Below are 18,419 nucleotides of genomic sequence, written 5' to 3' on the forward strand. Positions count from 1 at the left end.
ACCCGGGGACATGCCGCCATCGGGCAGGCCGCAGCATGGCGGCTGCCCGTGGTGGAGATCAGTCGCCGGAGAGCAGGGCCTGCGTCAGTTCCTCGGCGGTGTCGACGCATAGATCCGCCGACCAGTCGCGGTGATCGTTTTCCACTTCCATGTAGCCGTATCCCACCGCCACGGCGGTCATGCCGGCGGCGTGCGCGGCCTCGATGTCACGCCGATGGTCGCCGACATACCAGCAATGCTCGGGGGCGACGCCGAGGCGCCGCGCCGCTTCGAGCAGGGGGGTCGGATCCGGCTTCTTGACCGGCAGATCGTCGGCACACAGCAGGACATCGGGGCGCAGGCCGAGTTCGGCCACCAGGGGGGCTGCATAGGCCCTGGGCTTGTTGGTGACAATCCCCCAGGGACGCCTCGCTTCCTGCCAGCTTTCCAGCAGTCGATCCAGAGGCGGGAAGACGACACTCTCGACGGCCACCGCCTCGCCATAGCGGGCCAGCAGGAAGTCTCTGGCCGCCGCGTGGTCGGGATGGTCCTTGTCGAGGCCAAGCGCCAGAGCCACCAGGGCACTGCCGCCATTGGACACCTGGGTACGGATCGTCGGATAGGGCAGGGCCGGCATCCCGTGATGCGCCCGTAGGGCATTGGTGGCACGCGCCAGGTCCGGCGCGGTATCCACCAGGGTGCCGTCCAGGTCGAAGAGCAGTGCCTCGAGCGTCGGCAGGCTGGAAGTCAAGGCGCCTCCCGTCGGCAGTGCATGAGATAGTTGACCGAGACATCGTTGGCCGACAAGCGATAGCGGCGCGTCAGTGGCTGGTAGGTGAGCCCACTCTGCTCGCGGACCTCGAGTCCGGCATCCCGTGCCCAGGTGGCAAGTTCCGAAGGACGGATGAACCTGGCGTAGTCGTGGGTACCTCGCGGCAGCATGCGCAACAGGTACTCGGCGCCGATGACCGCCAGTGCATAGGCCTTGGGGTGACGGTTGAGTGTCGAGAAGACGAGATGACCGCCGGGCTTGGCCAGCCGGGCGCAAGCCCGTACGACGGACGCCGGGTCGGGAACGTGCTCGAGCATTTCCAGGCAGGTAACAACGTCGAATTCCCCGGGGTGCTGCTCGGCCATTTCCTCGACGCTGATGCAGCGATAATCGATATCGAGCCCGGACTGTTCGGCATGACGCCTGGCCACGGCCAGCGGCGCCTCGCCCAGATCAATACCGGTGACGATGCCGCCCCGATGGGCCATGGACTCGGAAAGGATGCCGCCGCCACAGCCCACGTCGATCACTCGTCGCTCGGCCAGTCCCGCCCGGGCATCGATGAAATCCAGGCGCAGCGGATTGATGTCATGCAGGGGCTTGAATTCGCCGCTGGGGTCCCACCAGCGGTCTGCCAGGGCCTCGAACTTGGCGATCTCCGCCGCGTCGACGTTGCCCATCTGGGACTGGCTTGCCGTCATCGTCCTCTCCGTTTGGGGTGTCGCCGGCTCGCCACGGTGGCGAACGCGGTCTCATTCGGTATCATGGTGCATGATACCCGTTCCGGGGAGCGCATTCCCATGCCGCTTCCCGATTTCATTCGCCCGTGACATGACAGGGACCGATTCATGATCCGCAAGGCTGTTCTACCCGTTGCCGGTTTTGGCACCCGCTGCCTGCCCGCCTCCAAGGCGATTCCCAAGGAAATGATCACCATCGTCGATCGCCCAGTGATCCAGTACGTGGTCCAGGAAGCAGTGGACGCGGGTATTCGCGACATCGTGCTGGTAACGCATGGCAGCAAGAGTGCCATCGAGAACCACTTCGACAAGCACTTCGAACTCGAGGCGAGCCTCGAGGCCAAGGGCAAATGGGAGCTGCTGGAAGAGCTGCGTGCCATCGTGCCTTCCGATGTCAACATCATCAGCGTACGCCAGTCCGAACCGCTGGGACTCGGCCATGCGGTGCTCTGTGCCCGTCCGGTGATCGGCGACGATGAGCCCTTTGCCGTGCTGCTGCCGGATGTTCTGGTCGATGACAGCGATTTGAACGGCAACAATGATCTGGCCGGGATGGTGGCATCCTTCGAGAGTCGTGGTCGTAGCCAGCTGATGGTCGAGGAAGTACCCCACGACATGGTGCACAAGTATGGCATCGTGGCGCCCGAGGGCGAAGCACCGGCGGCCGGAGAGGCCTGTTCTCTGGCCGGAGTTGTCGAGAAGCCGACACAGGACGAAGCACCTTCAGATCTGGCCGTGATCGGTCGTTATGTCCTGCCGGGGCGGATCTTTCCGCTGCTGGCCGAGACGCCGCCCGGCGCCGGCGACGAGATCCAGCTTACCGATGCCATCGAGACGCTGCGCCGCGAGGAGGGAGTGGATGCCTGGCGGATGCGCGGGCGTACCTATGACTGCGGCCACCAGCTCGGCTACCTGGAGGCCATCCTGGCCTACGGGCGTCGTCATCCCAGTTACGGTGAAGGCTTCCGTGACCTGCTCACTCGTTACACTGGCGAGGAGTAAGGGATGCGCGTCGTCGTCATCGGCAGTGAGCTGGCCGCCGCCACGGCGGCGGCCGCTCTTTCCTGGGTGGGGCATGACGTGGTGTGGCGCCCTCACTCTTCCTCGGATTGGAATGCGCTCGCGGCCAGTGCCTGGCTGGCCAGCGAGCCGGAACTGCGAGCCAGTCTCGAGGAAGGGCTCCGACACGGCAAGCTTCATATCCTTCAGCCCGAGGAGGCGATTCCGAACACGGAGCCGCGCGATGTGCTGTGGCTGGCCCTTTCTCCCGAGCAGCGTGGCGATGCCGGCGATCTGGTTGGTGCCGTCGCTCCCTGCCTGTCGGAATCGGCAGTACTGATCAACAACTCCACCTTCCCGGTGGGCGAAACCGAAGCGCTGGAAGACCGGCTCGGCGATGCACGACGCTCTGCCGTGGCCTTGGCTGACCTGCTCGAGGAAGGCCGTGCCTGGGAGGCGTTCACGCGACCTTCGCGTTGGTTGCTGGGCTGCGATGACGATCGCGCCGAGCATCAGGTGCGCGAGCTGTTGCGCGCCTTCAATCGGCGGCGCGATGTCTTCCAGCGCATGCCCCGGCGGGCCGCCGAACTGAGCAAGCTGGCCATCAACGGGATGCTTGCCACACGCATCAGCTACATGAACGAGATCGCCGGTCTGGCCGACAGCCTGGGTGTCGACGTCGAGTATGTACGGCAAGGCATGGGCGCCGATACGCGCATCGGTTATGAATATCTCTATCCGGGCTGCGGTTTCGGAGGCCCCAGCTTCTCCCGCGACCTGATGCGCCTTGCCGATGTGCAGTCGGCCAGTGGCCGCCACTCGCTATTGCTGGATCAAGTGCTCGACATCAATGAGCACAAGAAGGAGACGTTGTTCCGCAAACTGTGGGCTCACTACCATGGTTGCCTGGAAGGCAGGACCGTGGCCATCTGGGGGGCGGCCTTCAAGCCGGGCACGGCGCGTATCGACCATGCGCCGGTGCTGACGCTGTTGCGCGCACTCTGGGCGCAGGGCGTGCACGTTCGCCTGCACGATCCGGCGGCCATCGCGGCACTGCGCGACAAGGTCGGCGAACATCCGCTGTTGAGTTGCTTCGACGGGGATCCCGATGAGGCCACCGAAGGGGCCGATGCCTTGATGCTGGTCACCGAATGGAAGGCGTACTGGAACCCGGACTGGCAGCAACTGGCCTCCCAGCTTGCCGGACGTCTGTTGCTGGATGGCCGCAATATCTATGATCCCCGCTATGTGGCCTCCATGGGACTGCATTATCGGGGAATCGGGAGAAGCGCCGATCCATGAGTCAGCACGATTTGCTGCTGCGCTCGCGACGTAAATCGAAGCCGACTTTCTAGATGAAAGCCCCAAAACGGCCCCGCCATATGGCGGGGCCGTTGTCGTTCGCGAGGCCGCGTCGGATCAGGCGAAGTTCTGGGCCACGAACTCCCAGTTCAACACCTTCCAGATGTTTTCCAGGTACTTGCGACGCGCGTTGCGGTAGTCGATGTAGTAGGCATGTTCCCAGACATCGATGGTCAGCAGGGGAGTACGACCGTGGGCGATGGGGCAGTCGGCATCGTCGCTGTTGATGATCTCCACGCCGCCGTCATCGGTCTTGACCAGCCAGGTCCAGCCGGAGCCGAAGTTGTCCATGGCCTTGTCGTTGAAGGCTTCCTTGAACCTCTCGAAGGAACCGTATCCGGCCTCGATGGCCTTTCCCAGTGCGCCGCCGGGGGCGCCGCCACCTTTGGGAGACAGGCAGTGCCAGTAGAAGGTATGGTTCCAGACTTGGGCCGCCTGGTTGAACAAAGGGCCGGAGGATGAGGCGATGATCTCTTCCAGAGACTTGTCGGCGTCCGCCGTGCCTTCGATCATCTGGTTGAGCCTGGTGACGTAGGCCTGATGGTGCTTGCCGTAGTGGTATTCGAGGGTCTCGGCGGAGAGCTGCGGTTCCAGCGCATTCTTCTCGTAGGGCAGTGCCGGCAGTTCGAAGGCCATGGTCGGATGTCTCCTCGTCGTCGCGGTGATCGGGGCCGGGTCTCGGGAGCGGGGCGATGCCACCGGGAACGAGGTCATATCATCGTTTGTTGATGTTTTCCCGTTCGCTCCGCCGACAAAAAACTTTACACTATTCAGCGTGCTGTGCCTGTCCGTCCGGCGGCATCATATCACCCGCCTCCGAGCGGCCCAATTCCGGTGGCGGGGAACACAGGCCCCGGGTTCGTACCGGCACAGCCGCACTCATCCGTCTTACCGCCCAAGGAGATCGTCATGGCAGAGCGCCCGGAAGATAGCCGGTTCAACCGACCGATCGTTCCGGACCCGGATGCCAGCCTGGCCGGCCATCGTGCGCATTCCTACCGCAGGGTTCGCCTATGGCCGCTGTGGTGCCTGATCCTGCTGTTGGTGCTGATGCTGGCTGGCCTGGCCGCTGCCGGCTGGCTGTTTCATCAGGATGTCCAGCAGCGACTGACCCGCCTTGGCGGTGAGCTGTCCAATGTGCATGCGCGCTTCGATGCCGAGCAGGGGCGGGGTGAGGCGCTGGCCTCGCTCGAGGAACGCCTGGAGACGCTCGAGACGCGCCAGGCCTCGGTCGAGTCCAGTATCGAGGAACGGCTGACCCGTTGGGAGGACGAGATGCTGGCTCCCATCGACACCCGCCTGGAAGAACTTTCGGGGCACGTGGCGACCCTGTCGGAAGAGGCCGAAGTGCGCGACAAGACGCTGTCGGCGGTGCGCAACTCGCTCGATGCCCTCGAGCGTGCCGGTGAAGAGGGGCGCGGCACCCTGCAGGAGCATCTCGCCACGCTGGAGGACGCTCTCGAAGCCAACGAATCGCGCCTCACCGAGCAGGTCCAGCGTTCCGACGAACGCTTTTCGAGCCTGAATGCCGACCTGCAGGCATTGGACGAACGGCTGTCTGGCCTGGAAGGCGACATTGAAGCCTTGTCCGGTTCGCGAGAAGATGCGCGTAGCCAGGTGGCGACGCTATCGTCACGTCTGGAGGAAATGCAGACGGAGCTGCGTGATCTGCGTCAGACGCAACTGGCGTTGAGTGCCCAGCTGGAAGCCCTGCGGTAGTCACGAGACGTCAGGAAGACTTCGCTATCATGGATAATCGCGTGTTCATACGCCTCGGGGCCGGGGTCCTGAGCCTTGTCGTGGCAATGCCGGCCCTGGCGCTGGATGCCTCGATCAAAGGCGTCAAGGGAAAGCTGGCCGACAACATCGAAATCTATCTCGATGGTCTGGACGAGACCCAGTACCAGGCCGAACGCCTCGAGGCCGAGGTCCGTCGCCTCGTCTCCGAGGCGTTGCGCCCCTTCGGCTACTACGACCCCAGTCTGACCGTGCGTTTCGACGATCCCGAGTCGCCTTCCCATGTCGACCTGGAAATCGACAGGGGCGAGCCGGTGCGCATCGAACAACTGAATTTCGCGGTGGAAGGCGCGGCCGCCGAGGACCCTCCCTTTGCCAAGGCCATCGAGGCCTATCCGCAGAAGGAAGGGGACGTGCTGCGTCACGCGCCCTACGATGCCCTGCGCAGCGAACTCTCCGGACTGGCCCTGCAACGCGGTTATTTCGACTGGCGTTTCACCCAGCGGCGCCTGGAGGTGCGGCCCTGGGATCACAGCGCCCGCTTGTCATTGGGACTCGATAGCGGCCAGCGCTATCATTTCGGCAAGGTCTATTTCCGCGGGCAGCATATAGAACCCGAGCGGTTGCAGAACCTGGTGCCCTTCGAAGAGGGAGCCCCTTATCTCGCCGGACGGGTGGCGCGTCTCAACCAGAATCTTGGCCAGACGGCATGGTTCGGCTCGGTCAGTGTGCGGCCGCGGCTCGACCAGGGGCCGGAGGCACTGGCCCTACCACCTCATGAGGCCGGCTGGTGGCACTCGCTGGATGTGGCGGACATCCCTCCGGCGCCGCCGGCTCCGCCGCGTATCAGCCCGCAGGCTCTGGGCGCCGCCGCCGAGTTGCAGGCACCCGAGACGCCTCGAGTGCCCATCGATGTGCTGGTCACGCCGGCCGATCGCCACCAGTTCGAGACCGGTATCGGCTATGCCACCGACGTCGGCCCCCGGGCCCGGCTCACCTGGAACCAGCCCTGGGTCAATCGTTATGGCCACAGCTGGAATCACGACCTTTACGTCTCCGGCCCCGAGCAGAAATTCAGCGGCAGCTATACCATGCCGCTCGAGGATCCGCTGCGCGACAGCTACGAACTGCAGTACGGGATTCGCAACAAGGACAGCGATGATACCGAGTCCCTGGAAGCCAGCGTCGAGTTCGGGCGCCGCTGGAAGTTCGACAACGGCTGGGAACAGTACCTCTACGTGCGCAGTACCTATGAAGACTTCACCCAGGCGGGCGAGTCCAACCAGGTCCTGCTGCTGTATCCCGGGGTACGCTGGTCGCGGACGCGAACCCACAATCCGACCTTCCCGACCTGGGGCGATCGCCAGCAGCTCACCGTCCAGTACTCCAACGAAGCCTGGGGCTCGGATGCCGAGTTCCTGAGGATCAACGGCGACACCCAATGGATCCGCATGCTCGGCGATGCCAACCGCTTCGTCGGCCGCCTCGGCGCCGGCAGCATAAGCACCAGCGATTTCGCCGATGTGCCGCCGTCGCTGCGCTTCTTCACCGGTGGTGACAACAGCGTGCGTGGCTATTCCTACGAAAGCCTGTCCCCGGAAGACGACGAGGGGCGCCTGATCGGTGGCAAGCAGCGCTTCGTGGCCAGCGTCGAAGCGCAGCGCCGCATCGCCGACAAATGGTGGCTGGCTTCCTTCGTGGATACTGGTGATGCCTTCACCGACTGGTGGCCGGAGCAGCTCAAGACCGGGGCCGGACTGGGGGTTCGATGGATCTCGCCGGTGGGGCCGATTCGCTTCGATGTCGCCCATCCCTTCGATGACGATGATGCCTATCGCATCCACTTTTCCATCGGACCGGAATTCTGAGAGGCCCTCACGTGAGAGTACGTCGTCTGACCTGGGCTCTGGCCCGTCTAGTGATCCTGATACCGCTCTGGCTCATCGGCCTGTTGTCGCTGTTGCTGGGTCTGGCCCTTTCCCCCTGGGGCACCGGGTTGTTGCTCGAGCAGGGCAAGCGCATGGGCTTCTACGAATTTTCCCGTGCCGAAGGGGCCCCGCTGGATACCTTCATTCTCGAGGATCTGAGTCTCGACGCCGGTCCAGCCAGCGTGGCGATACAACGGCTGGAACTGGCCTGGGCCGATGATTGCCTGCTCGATGGTCGCCTGTGCCTGGATCGTTTCGTTGTCGAGGGGGCTCGCGTGCGGCTCGCCTCGAGCGAAGAACCGTCCCCGGCAGCGGACGAAGCGAGCGAGGGCGGTGGCCTGCCCGATCCGATCGAATTGCCGTTCCCCATCGAGCTGCGTGAGCTGGCCCTGAACGATGTGGAGGTGCGCCTGGCCGACGGCACCCAGTTGCGCTGGGACGAGTTCGAGACTGGCGCGACGGCCGAATCCGACACCCTGCGGTTGCTGCCGACCCGGCTGGAAGGCGCGCGCCTGACCCTGCCGCTTTCGGCGGGTAATCAACTGGCATTGAGCGAAAGCGAGCATGACGGGCCGATCCTGACGGCAGCGGCCATCGATGCCTCGATTGCCACCCATTCCCCCTTGCCTGCCAGTGCCGCCCCGGAGGCCGCCGGCATGGCCAGCCAGTCGCTGGAAGACAAACCGCGCATCGAGCTGCCGGAGATTCATCTGCCACTGGCCGTCGAGGTGCCGGAACTGACGATCACGGATGCCGCGGTAGAAGGCGCCTTTGCCTATCAGCTCGAAGAACTGGCGCTGAGCGTCACGGCACGCGACCAGGAGATCAGCATCGAGCCGTTGTCGGTGGCCAGCCCGGAAGCCGATGCCAGCCTCAAGGCCCGGATGACCCTGAGTGGCAACTATCCCCTTGAAGCGCAGTTGAACGCCGATCTCTATCTCCCCGAACGCATGCCGGCCCTGGAAGGCGAACGCATCGAGCTCGGTTTGAATGGCGATCTTGCCGACCTGCAGGTGGATCTGACCACCACGGGGCCGGTCGAGACGCGTCTTTCCGCCAGGCTCGACGCCCTGGCGCCGACATTGCCCTTTACCGCCAGCTTCCAGAGCCCCGCCCTGCAATGGCCGCTGCCGGGCGCCGAGAGCGCCAGCCAGCCAGCCACGCCAGAGGAGGGCCAGGATGCCGGAGAGGGTGATGGCGAACCGCCGGCTCCCTGGCGGGCCGAGGATCTGTCGCTCGAAGCCGAGGGCAAGCTGACCGATTACCGCGTCCAGCTTTCCCTGGCCGCCCAGGGGCCGCAGCTACCGCGTACCCAGCTCGATCTCAGCGGGCGCGGGGACCTGGCCCACTTCATCTGGGAGCCCCTGGCTCTCGAGATGGACGAGGCCAGCGTGACCACCCAGGGGCGGGTCGACTGGGCCGATGGCCTGGCCGTCGCGGCCAGCCTGGCCCTGCAAAACGTGAATCCCGAGCCCTTCGTCGAGGGGCTGGCGGGCCAGCTCGACGGCGATGCGGAAGTCTCCTTCACCCAGGATGCCGATGGCTGGCGGGTCGAGGTGCCGTCGTTGAGCGTGAATGGCACCCTGGCCGATTATCCGCTGAGGCTCGATGCACAACTGGCCGGCGACAGCCGCATGAACTGGGACATCCGGACCCTCGAATTCCGCCAGGGCGACAATCAGCTCAGCGCCAGCGGTCAGGTGTCCCCCGAGCAACTCGATGTGAGCGCGGATCTGGACATGCCGGCGCTGAAAAGCCTGTATCCGGCACTCGCCGGGGCTCTCTCGGGGAGCATCGATGCCTCGGGCAGCCTCGAGGCTCCGCAACTGGACCTGGACCTGAACGGCAATGGCCTGGCCTTCGCCGAGAATCGCGTGAACTCCCTGAACCTGACGGGCGAGGTCGCCGGCCTCGAGGATCCGAGTCTCGACCTCGCGCTGAATGCCAAGGGCGTCGAGGCCGGTGGTCAGGCCTTCGATGACATCGACCTGAACCTCGATGGGCGCCTCTCGGAGCACCGCTTGACGCTTGACGTTGCCGGGCCGGCGGATGGTCTGCTGTCGTCGTTGAGCCTGGCCCTGGATGGCGCCATGGATCGCGAGCGCCAACACTACAGCGGTCGCCTGACGCCGCTCGAGGCCGAGACCGAGTACGGTCGTCTGGCCCTCGACGACGCCCTGGTCTTCGATGCCGATCTCGCCTCGAGCGCGGTGGACGTGCAGCCGTTCTGCCTGCGACGCGAGGAGGGTGGCGGCCTGTGTCTCGAGGAAGCACTGTCGGCATCGCCCGATGCCGGCCGGGCGGTACTGGCCATCCGCGAACTGCCCATGGACCTGATCAACGATGCCATGCCGCCCGGTTGGCGCATCGACGGCAGTACCGAAGGCGGTCTGGTCGCCGAGTGGTCACGCGGTGGCGCGGCCTGGAAGGCCGATGCGCAACTCGCCAGCGAGGTCGAGATCGCCGGACAGGACGCCTACGGCAACCCCTGGACGGTCCCCGGTACGGGCCTCAATCTCGACCTGCAGGCCAACCAGGCGCGTGCCGATGTCAATCTGGCATTGACCCTGGGCGACAGCGGGGCGGTACGGCTGGACCTGGGCGTCGACGATCCGATGGGCGTCGGCCGCCTGGATGGCAGCCTGCGCGTCGATGACCTGCGCCTGAGTCCCTATCGTCCGCTGGTGACCGACGTGAAGAAACTGGAAGGCGGTTTCGGGGGCAATGTCGAGATCTCCGGCACTCGCGAACAGCCGCGCCTCGACGGGACTCTCGAGCTGGCCGGCCTGCAGGCGGCGGGGCTGGGACTGCCGCTGACGGTGCAGGATGGGCGCCTGACAGTGAACCTGCAAGGCGACAGGGCCGATCTCGATGGTTTCCTGGCGAGCGAACGCGGACGCCTGGAGATCGATGGCGATGCCAGTTGGCCCTCGACGAGTGACTGGCAGGTCGCCCTCAACCTGCAGGGGCAGGACGAACCCCTGCAGGCGTCCCTGTCGGGCTTCGGGCGTTTGCGTCTGGCGCCGGACCTGAACATCCGGGCCACCCCCGATCGGCTGCGAGTGCGTGGCGAGGTTCGCATCCCCTGGGCGCGGCTGGAAGTCGGCCAGGTACCGGCGTCCGCGCAGTCGGTGAGCCCGGATGAGGTGATCGTCACTCGCGAGGAAGCCGAGGCCCAGGAAGCCGCCCAGGCTGCGGGCGAATCCACCGCCGAGGCCATGGCCGAGGCCGGCATGGCCATGGACGTACGCGTCACCCTGGCGCTCGGCCCCGACATGCGGCTTTCGGCCTACGGCCTGGAGACCGGGCTGGCCGGCAACCTGGAGGTGCGCCAGGATGGCGGCCCCGTGCAGATCTTCGGGGACGTCAATCTCGAGGATGGACGCTTCCGCGCCTTCGCCCAGGACCTGGTCATCCGCGAAGGGATCCTGTATTTCAGCGGCCCGCCCGGCGAGCCTCTGCTGGACTTCGAAGCCATCCGCAATCCCGACAGTACCGAAGACGATGTCATTGCCGGCATCCAGGTCTCCGGACCGGCCTCGAGCCCGAGCCTGAAGATCTTCTCCGAGCCGGCCATGGACGAGTCCCGGGCGCTGTCCTACGTGCTGCGCGGCCGCGCACCGGATGCCAGCGGCGGCGCCGATGGCGCCCTGACCTCGGCGCTGATCGGCCTGAGCCTGGGGCAGGCCGGCGGTACCGTGGGGGCGCTGGGCGAGGCCTTCGGCATTCAGGACCTGCGGCTGGATTCCGCCGGCAGTGGCGAGGACAGCCAGGTGGTGGTGACCGGCAACCTGACCGACCGTTTGAGTGTCGGATATGGTGTCGGGGTCTTCTCGCCCATCGCCGAACTGACCCTGCGCTACAAGCTGTGGCGCAACCTCTACCTGGAAGCCGTCTCCGGCGCTTCCCAGGCAGTGGATCTGATCTATACCTTCAGCCTGCCGGGTGACCCACCGTCGCTCGAGTGACGACCCGGCAACCGATGAGGAATGCAATATGAGCGCACCAACCGCGGACGCACCAGTGGGACGCGACGCCCCGATGGAAATTACCGCCGTGCATACGGTCAACGGGCAGCGCATGACGCCGCCCTGGCCCGAGGGCATGCAGGAAATCGTGCTGGGTCTGGGTTGTTTCTGGGGCGCCGAACGGCTGTTCTGGCAATTGCCCGGCGTGCATGTCACCGCCGTGGGCTACGCTGGCGGTGTCACGCCCAACCCGACCTATAAGGAAACCTGTACCGGTCGCACCGGCCATGCCGAGGTGGTTCGGGTCGTCTTCGACCCGGCCGTGATCGAACTCGACAGCCTGTTGCGTCACTTCTGGGAAGCCCACGACCCCACCCAGGGGAATCGTCAGGGCAACGACATCGGCCCCCAGTACCGCTCGATCATCCTGACCGTCGACGATGAGCAGCGTGCGACGGCCGAGCGTAGCCGCGACGCCTACGGCAAGGCCCTGGAGGCACAGGGCAAGGGGCCGATCACCACCGAGATCATGCCGCTCGAGGCGTTCTACTACGCCGAGGAATATCACCAGCAGTATCTCGACAAGAATCCCGGCGGCTACTGTGGCCTCAAGGGCACCGGCGTCAGTTGCCCGATCGGCTGACGCCGGATGTCGATGCCCGGGAATGCCAGGCATCGAGCTGTCGACCGACCCGCCGGGCGAGCCAGCTGGCGGGTCGGCCTTCCTGCCATTCGACGTAGCCGACATGGCCACCATGGCGTGCGGTCTCCAGGCGAATGCCGGGACCGAGCGTCAGGCCGTCATACAGCCCCGGCGGCATGAAGGGATCGTCGTCGGCATGCAGGATCAGAGTCGGCAGGGCGATGGCCTCCAGCAGCGGACCGGCGGCGGCGCGGCGATAGTAGTCGGCCGCATCCCTGAAGCCGTGCAGCGGAGCGGTAATGGCATCGTCGTAGGCACGCAGCGTGGTAAAACGCGCCAGTTCATCGCGGCTCAGCGTCAATGGCAACTCCCGGCGCGCCAGGCGAGGCGCTACCTTGGCCTTGAGGGCACCGAGCAGGTGACGTTGATAGAGTCGCGCCATGCCTCGCTCCAGGGTGTCGGCACAGGCCGCCAGATCCACCGGGGGCGCCACGGCAATGGCACCGGTCAGTCCCAGCGCATTGCCGGTATCCTCGGCGACCAGCTTGAGCAGCATGTTGGCCCCCAGTGAAACGCCAAGGGCAACCCGCGGTGCCGCCGGATAGCGCCGGGCCAGGGTCTCCAGGCACCAGCGGGCATCGGCGGTGTCGCCGCTGTGATAGGCGCGAGGCAGGCGATTGGGAAGAGTGCCGCAACCGCGGAAGTGCATCAGTACCGCCCGCCATCCCCGATGCTCGGCGGCATCCAGCAGATGACGCGCATAGGGCGAATCCACCGATCCTTCCAGACCATGGAACAGCACCAGCAGGGGCGCCTCGTCGGCAAGGGCAGGGGCATCGACCCAGGCCAGCTCGACGAAATCGCCATCGGGCAACTCGAGCCGTTCCTCGATGAGTTGTGGAGCGGGTCGGGGCAGGGCCCGTGGCAGCAGGGTCTGCAGGTGGCGATTGGCAAGCCCGGGCGGCGGCTGGAAGTCGGCCGGGTGGCGTCCGCTGATCATGCTTTGTCTTCCGTGGCAACGGAATCACCGTCCAGCGCCTGCCAGAGCGCGTCCACGGCCTGGTGCTCGACATGGCGATGGCGGAACAGGCGAATCTCCAGTGGTACTTCCCAGCGCTCGCCACCCGCAGGCACCAATTGTCCGGCGGCCAGGGCCGTTGCCACGCTGCGCTGCGGCAGCCAGCCGAGTCCATAGCCGAGGCCGACCAGTTCGCGGATGTTGCCGCTCTGGATGCTCTCGTTGAGCACGCTGAAGGTCGGCGCATCGGACAAGGCTTCGAGGTGGTGGCGGATGGTTGTGTCGATCAAGCCCCGGGGATGGTAGGCGATCAGGGGCAACGAACGCCGGCCGGGACTTTCCAGATCGAAGCGGGGCCGTCCATCGGCCTCCGGCAGCGAGACGGGAATGAGGCGTTCCTGGCCGAGCCATCGATACTCGAAGGCCTCGGTCTCGCATTCCAGGGCACAGTCATTGGCCGGCCAGTAGCACAGCACCAGGTCGCATTCGTCACGCCCCAGCGCCTGGAAGTAGTCGTTCACCAGCCAGGCGGTGGCACGCAGGTAGGGCTTGACCGGCGGTGGCGTCGACCAGCTGGCGAGCCACTCCGGCAGGAAATTGGCCAGCAGGCTCTGCGGTGCGGCCAGGCGGATCTTGCCGGCCTGGCTTTCGGCGAGATGTCCCAGGCGCTGCCGGGTGTTGGCCACGCGCCGCGTTACATCCTGGCACAGTGTCAGAAACTCCTCGCCTTCGGGTGTCAACGACAATGGCAGTGTCTGCCGGTTGATCAGGGTTGCCCCCATTTCCTCCTCGAGCAGCTTGATGCGCCGCGAAAAGGTCGGCTGGGTGACATTCTGCTCGTCGGCCGCCCGAGAGAAATGTCGGGTACGCGCCAGGGCGATGAAATCTTCCAACCAGCGTATTTCCATATCAGCCCTCAAGCCGTCGACCGGTCGGCGGGATTGCCATCGACCGGTCACGGCGTTTAGGGAAATACTATGTAGTCAGTATTTCCTTAGACGTTTCAAATGCGTCTCGTAAAGCCGGGAGCGCCCGGATCATCGGGCCCTCGCCGGGATTCGAACGCTCGTATTATGCCAGAAACGCCAAGGACATCAGATACGCCCCTCTTCCACGGCATGACACGCCACCTGACCGCCATCGTCGGTGACGATCAGAGCAGGCACTTCCTCGCGGCAGCGGGTGTCGGCGTGGGGACAACGGCCATGGAAGACACATCCCGAGGGCAGATGGACCGGTGTCGGCACTTCGCCTTCCAGACGAATGTGCTGCGGACGATCGTCCTCGAGCCGCGGAATGGCCGACATCAGGGCCTGGGTGTAGGGATGGCGGGGACGGGCGAAGAGCGTGGCGGTGGGCGCCACTTCACAGACCCGGCCGAGATACATCACTGCCACGCGGGTACCGAAGTGCTCGACCACGGCGAGATCGTGGGTGATGAACAGGTAGGTGAGGTTGTGGCGCTGCTGGGCTTCCATCAGCAGGTTGAGCACCTGGGCCTGAATGGACACATCCAGCGCCGAGATCGGCTCGTCGGCGACGATGAATTCGGGGTCGACCGCCAGGGCACGGGCAATGGCGATGCGCTGGCGTTGGCCACCCGAGAATTCATGGCCGTAACGCGGGCCCCAGTCCGGATCGATGCCGACCGACTGCATGACCTCGTTGACCTTGTCCTTGACCCGTTGGGCCGTCCAGTCGGGGTGATGCAGGCGGATCGGCTCCTCCAGGGTCTGCTGAATCGTCATGCGCGGATTCAGCGACGCATACGGATTCTGGAAGATCATCTGCATGCGTCGACGATAGGGCAGCAACTGCTTGGTAGAGAGATCGTCGATACGCTGGCCGGCGTAGTGGACCTCGCCGGCAGACGGCGTGATCAGGCCCATCACGGTGCGTGCCACGGTGGACTTGCCGCAGCCCGACTCGCCGACCACGCACAGCGCCTCGCCGCGCTGGATTTCCAGGTCGACGCCGTTGATGGCGTGCACGTGTTCCTGATGGCGGACCAGCTTGCCGCCCTTGAATTTAAGTTGCTCGAGAAAGTCGCCGGACAGCGAGAAACGCTTTTCCAGGCCGCGTAGCGCCAGCAGGGGCTGCGTCGCTTCCGGAACGGGGGATGTGGCGGTCGAATTCATCAATCTTGCTCCTCGGCCGGAATGCGTTCGCTTGCGATCATTTCGGCGACCATGTGACAGGCAGCCTGGCAATTGCCGGACGTCACGAACTCGGGCACCTGATCATGGCAGGCCTGGCGACGGCTGCCGTCGGCGCGCTCGACGAAGCTGCAGCGCGGATGGAAGGCACAGCCGCTCGGCAGGTTGGACAGCGATGGCATGCTGCCGGGGATCTGATTGAGCCGCGAACCGGGCGTGGCCATCTGCGGCAGGGCATTGATCAGCCCCTGGGTGTAGGGATGCTGCGGATCATTGATGATCTCCCGGGTCGGGCCCTGTTCGATGACGCGACCGGCGTACATGACGAGCATGCGCTGGGTGACCTGACTGACCACGCCGAGATCGTGGGTGATCAGGATCAGGCCGACATTGTGCTTCTCGCACAGCTCGAGCAGCAGCGCCATGATCTCGGCCTGGATGGTCACATCGAGTGCCGTGGTGGGCTCGTCGGCGATGATGATGTCGGGGTCGAGCAGCAGGGCAATGGCGATGATCACGCGCTGCCGCATGCCGCCCGAGAGCTCGTGGGGATACTGATCGAGCCTGGCCTCGGGCGAGGGAATCTGCACCTGCTGCAACTTGTTCAGCGAGATGCCGCGCGCTTCCCGCGTGCTGATCCGGCGGTGGGCCTTGAGGCATTCGACCATCTGCTCGCCGATGGTCAGCACCGGATTGAGCGTCATCATCGGATCCTGGAAGATCATCGACATGCGATGGCCGCGCACCTTGCGCAGCGCCCGGTCGCTCAGGGTCGTGAGTTCCTGTCCGTCGAAACGGATACTGCCGCCGGCGATGTAGCCCGGTTTGGCGATCAGATTGAGCAGACTGAAGGCGGCCACCGACTTGCCGGCGCCGGATTCGCCCACGATACCCAGGCGCTCGCCGCGATCCAGGCTGAAGCAGACGTCGCGCAGAGCCCGGACATCGCCGCCACGCAGCGCAAAGCGCACGTCGAGGTGGTTAACGTCGAGTAGAGACATGAGATTCAGCCCTTGTAGAGTCGCGGGTTCAGCACGTCGCGCAGCCAGTCGCCGAGCAGGTTGATCACCAGCACCAGCACTACCAGCACCAGGCCGGGAATCAGGGTGATCCACCAGGAGCCGGACTGCAGGTAATCGAAGCCGGATTTGATCAGTGAGCCCAGCGAGGGCTGGGTCTCGGGCATGCCGAGGCCGAGGAAGGACAGTGCCGCCTCCGAGATGATGGCGTTGGCCACCTGAACGGTGGAAATGACGAAGATCGGCGACAGGGTGTTGGGCAGGATATGCCGGAACATGATGCGACGGCTGGGAAGACCCATCACCCGCGCGGCATCGACGTATTCCTTGCCTTTCTCGGCAAGCACCGAGGCGCGCACGGTTCGTGCATATTGCGGCCATTCGGCCAGGCCGATGATCAGCACCAGCAGCAGGACCGCATAGTCGCTGAAGGTGCTGCCGCCGAAGATGGCCTTGAACAGGGCACCGACCACGATGGCCACCATCAGGGTCGAGAAGGAGAGCTGGATATCGGCCAGGCGCATCAGGAAAGCATCGACGCGTCCCCCCAGATAGCCGGCCAGCAGGCCGAAGCACACCCCCAGGGTTGCCTGCATGGCCACGGCGCCGAAGCCGATGATCAGCGATACACGCGCACCATAGAGGATGGTCGAGAGCAGATCGCGCCCCTGGGCGTCGGTACCCATGAGGTAGGCTGGATCGCTGCCATCCACCCAGAAGGGCGGCAACTCGGAAGCCAGGATATCGATCTGCGCCAGATCGTAGGGATTCATCGGTGCCAGCCAGGGAGCCAGGACGGCGGCGGCGACCAGGGCGATGAATACCAGCAGGCTGATCTGGGCAATCAGATCGCGTTTGAAACTGTAGAGCAGGAAGGAATCGCGGAAGCGTTCCCAACGGCTCGTGGGTCGGGTCGTCAGCGTGGTCATGCGGGTTTCCCTGTCAGCTTGACGGTGGGATTGATCAGGCCATAGATCAGATCGACCAGGGTGTTGGTGATCACGAAGATCAGCCCCACGATCATCAGGTAGGTGACGATCAAGGGTATGTCGGAGCGCTCGATGGCATCGAGGAACATCAGTCCCATGCCGGGCCACTGGAACACTGTCTCGGTGAGGATGGTGTAGGCCACCAGGGTGCCGATCTGCACGCCGCCCACGGTGATCACCGGCAGCATGGTGTTCTTCAACGCATGCAGGAAGTAGATGCGACGCGGCGAGATGCCCTTGGCGCGGGCGAACTTCACGTAGTCGGACTGCAGCACCTCGAGCATTTCGGCGCGGATCAGGCGGATGAACAGCGGCAGCATGATCGAGGCCAGCGAAACGGCCGGCAGGACCAGATAGGTCAGCCCCTTGAGTGAGGCGAAGTTGGTCTCCCAGGTGCCGAAGACGGGCACCGGATCACCGCGTCCATAGGCCGGCATGCCACCCTCGGTGCTGACCAGGTCGTTGAGCCAGGCACCCCAGCCGGTGTCGGAAGGGAAGGGCGACCAACTGACGCCGATGGCGAACAACTGGATCAGTACGATGGCGGTGAGGAACACCGGAATCGAGATGCCGACGATCGACACCCCCATGAAGAAGCGCGACAGCCAGGCGCGAGGCTTGATGGCGCTATAGACGCCGATGGGCACCGACAGCGCGATGATCAGGAAAGTGGAGGCGGCCACCAGCTCCAGGGTCGCCGGCAGATGGCGCAGCACGACTTCAGTGGTCGGCTGGTTGAAGACGTAGGAATAGCCGAAGTCGAAATGCGCGGCGTTGACGGCGAAGCGCAGGTACTGCACCAGGAAGGGATCGTTGAGGCCGAGCTCCTCGCGCAGGGCCTCGCGCTCGCTTTCCGGCACCGACTGACCGACCATCTGCTGGATGGGGTCGCCCAGGTTATCTTGTATGGCGAAGGCGATCACGCTGATGACGAACATCACCAGCAGCGCATGAAAGAGGCGCTTGATCAGAAAAGCGATCATGAGTGGCGTTCCATTATCGAAAAGGCTCGGTCCGGCCGGGAGCCGAGCACGCCGTGACGCGTCCCCTCGGCGGGGGCGCGTCACGGCATCGGAGTGTCGAACCGCCGGCCCTGGCTCAATGCTGCC

General features: G+C 65.0%; 15 protein-coding genes. 6 read left to right on the forward strand and 9 right to left on the reverse strand.

All coding sequences use genetic code 11. The annotated features are described in order from the left end of the window. Positions 1–58: 58 nt before the first annotated feature. Complete coding sequence (locus HELO_RS08595; protein WP_013332326.1) at positions 59–730, reverse strand: HAD-IA family hydrolase; 672 nt, start codon at positions 728–730, stop codon at positions 59–61. Beyond that, positions 727–1,452 carry a bifunctional 2-polyprenyl-6-hydroxyphenol methylase/3-demethylubiquinol 3-O-methyltransferase UbiG gene (ubiG, locus tag HELO_RS08600; protein WP_013332327.1) on the reverse strand — a complete coding sequence of 242 codons (726 nt, stop codon included), beginning with the start codon at positions 1,450–1,452 and terminating at the stop codon, positions 727–729. The genes HELO_RS08595 and ubiG overlap by 4 nt, the downstream gene beginning before the upstream one ends. Positions 1,453–1,599: 147 nt before the next feature. Between ubiG and galU the strand changes: the two genes are divergently transcribed. Together galU and HELO_RS08610 are read left to right on the forward strand one after the other, a co-directional pair. Beyond that, a complete protein-coding gene (galU, locus tag HELO_RS08605) occupies positions 1,600–2,493 on the forward strand; it encodes a UTP--glucose-1-phosphate uridylyltransferase GalU (protein ID WP_013332328.1) in 894 nt (297 codons plus the stop codon). A gap of 3 nt (positions 2,494–2,496) precedes the next feature. Continuing rightward, positions 2,497–3,792, forward strand: a complete 1,296-nt coding sequence (locus tag HELO_RS08610; protein WP_013332329.1) for a nucleotide sugar dehydrogenase — start codon at positions 2,497–2,499, stop codon at positions 3,790–3,792. Between the two features lie 117 nt (positions 3,793–3,909). Here the strand turns inward: HELO_RS08610 and HELO_RS08615 are convergent, their stop codons facing one another. Next, a complete protein-coding gene (locus HELO_RS08615; protein WP_013332330.1) occupies positions 3,910–4,488 on the reverse strand; it encodes a superoxide dismutase in 579 nt (192 codons plus the stop codon). Between the two features lie 273 nt (positions 4,489–4,761). Between HELO_RS08615 and HELO_RS08620 the strand changes: the two genes are divergently transcribed. The 4 genes from HELO_RS08620 to msrA are packed head-to-tail and all read left to right on the forward strand — an operon-like array spanning position 4,762 to position 12,128. Further along, complete coding sequence (locus tag HELO_RS08620; protein WP_013332331.1) at positions 4,762–5,571, forward strand: hypothetical protein; 810 nt, start codon at positions 4,762–4,764, stop codon at positions 5,569–5,571. A gap of 29 nt (positions 5,572–5,600) precedes the next feature. Beyond that, entirely contained in the window at positions 5,601–7,457 is a 1,857-nt protein-coding gene (gene tamA / locus HELO_RS08625; RefSeq protein WP_013332332.1) for an autotransporter assembly complex protein TamA, read from the forward strand. 11 nt (positions 7,458–7,468) lie between these two features. Further along, on the forward strand, positions 7,469–11,485 hold the full coding sequence (tamB, locus tag HELO_RS08630) for an autotransporter assembly complex protein TamB (protein WP_013332333.1): 4,017 nt from the start codon (positions 7,469–7,471) through the stop codon (positions 11,483–11,485). A gap of 28 nt (positions 11,486–11,513) precedes the next feature. Next, complete coding sequence (msrA, locus tag HELO_RS08635) at positions 11,514–12,128, forward strand: peptide-methionine (S)-S-oxide reductase MsrA (RefSeq protein WP_013332334.1); 615 nt, start codon at positions 11,514–11,516, stop codon at positions 12,126–12,128. Here msrA and HELO_RS08640 read toward each other — a convergent pair. From HELO_RS08640 to HELO_RS08665, 6 genes are all read right to left on the reverse strand, one after another. Further along, positions 12,109–13,128, reverse strand: coding sequence for a hydrolase (locus HELO_RS08640; protein ID WP_013332335.1), 1,020 nt, complete (start codon positions 13,126–13,128; stop codon positions 12,109–12,111). The genes msrA and HELO_RS08640 overlap by 20 nt on opposite strands. Then, a complete protein-coding gene (locus HELO_RS08645; RefSeq protein WP_013332336.1) occupies positions 13,125–14,054 on the reverse strand; it encodes a LysR family transcriptional regulator in 930 nt (309 codons plus the stop codon). The genes HELO_RS08640 and HELO_RS08645 overlap by 4 nt, the downstream gene beginning before the upstream one ends. 186 nt (positions 14,055–14,240) lie before the next feature. Further along, positions 14,241–15,284, reverse strand: a complete 1,044-nt coding sequence (locus tag HELO_RS08650; RefSeq protein ID WP_013332337.1) for an ABC transporter ATP-binding protein — start codon at positions 15,282–15,284, stop codon at positions 14,241–14,243. Next, entirely contained in the window at positions 15,284–16,303 is a 1,020-nt protein-coding gene (locus HELO_RS08655) for an ABC transporter ATP-binding protein (protein ID WP_013332338.1), read from the reverse strand. The genes HELO_RS08650 and HELO_RS08655 overlap by 1 nt, the downstream gene beginning before the upstream one ends. Before the next feature lie 5 nt (positions 16,304–16,308). Next, on the reverse strand, positions 16,309–17,250 hold the full coding sequence (locus HELO_RS08660) for an ABC transporter permease (protein WP_013332339.1): 942 nt from the start codon (positions 17,248–17,250) through the stop codon (positions 16,309–16,311). Next, entirely contained in the window at positions 17,247–18,293 is a 1,047-nt protein-coding gene (locus HELO_RS08665; RefSeq protein WP_013332340.1) for an ABC transporter permease, read from the reverse strand. Before HELO_RS08665 ends, HELO_RS08660 begins: the two co-directional genes overlap by 4 nt. Between the last annotated feature and the right edge of the window lie 126 nt (positions 18,294–18,419).

Origin of the sequence: Halomonas elongata DSM 2581, from assembly GCF_000196875.2 — a bacterium.
In the GTDB taxonomy this organism is placed as follows: domain Bacteria; phylum Pseudomonadota; class Gammaproteobacteria; order Pseudomonadales; family Halomonadaceae; genus Halomonas; species Halomonas elongata.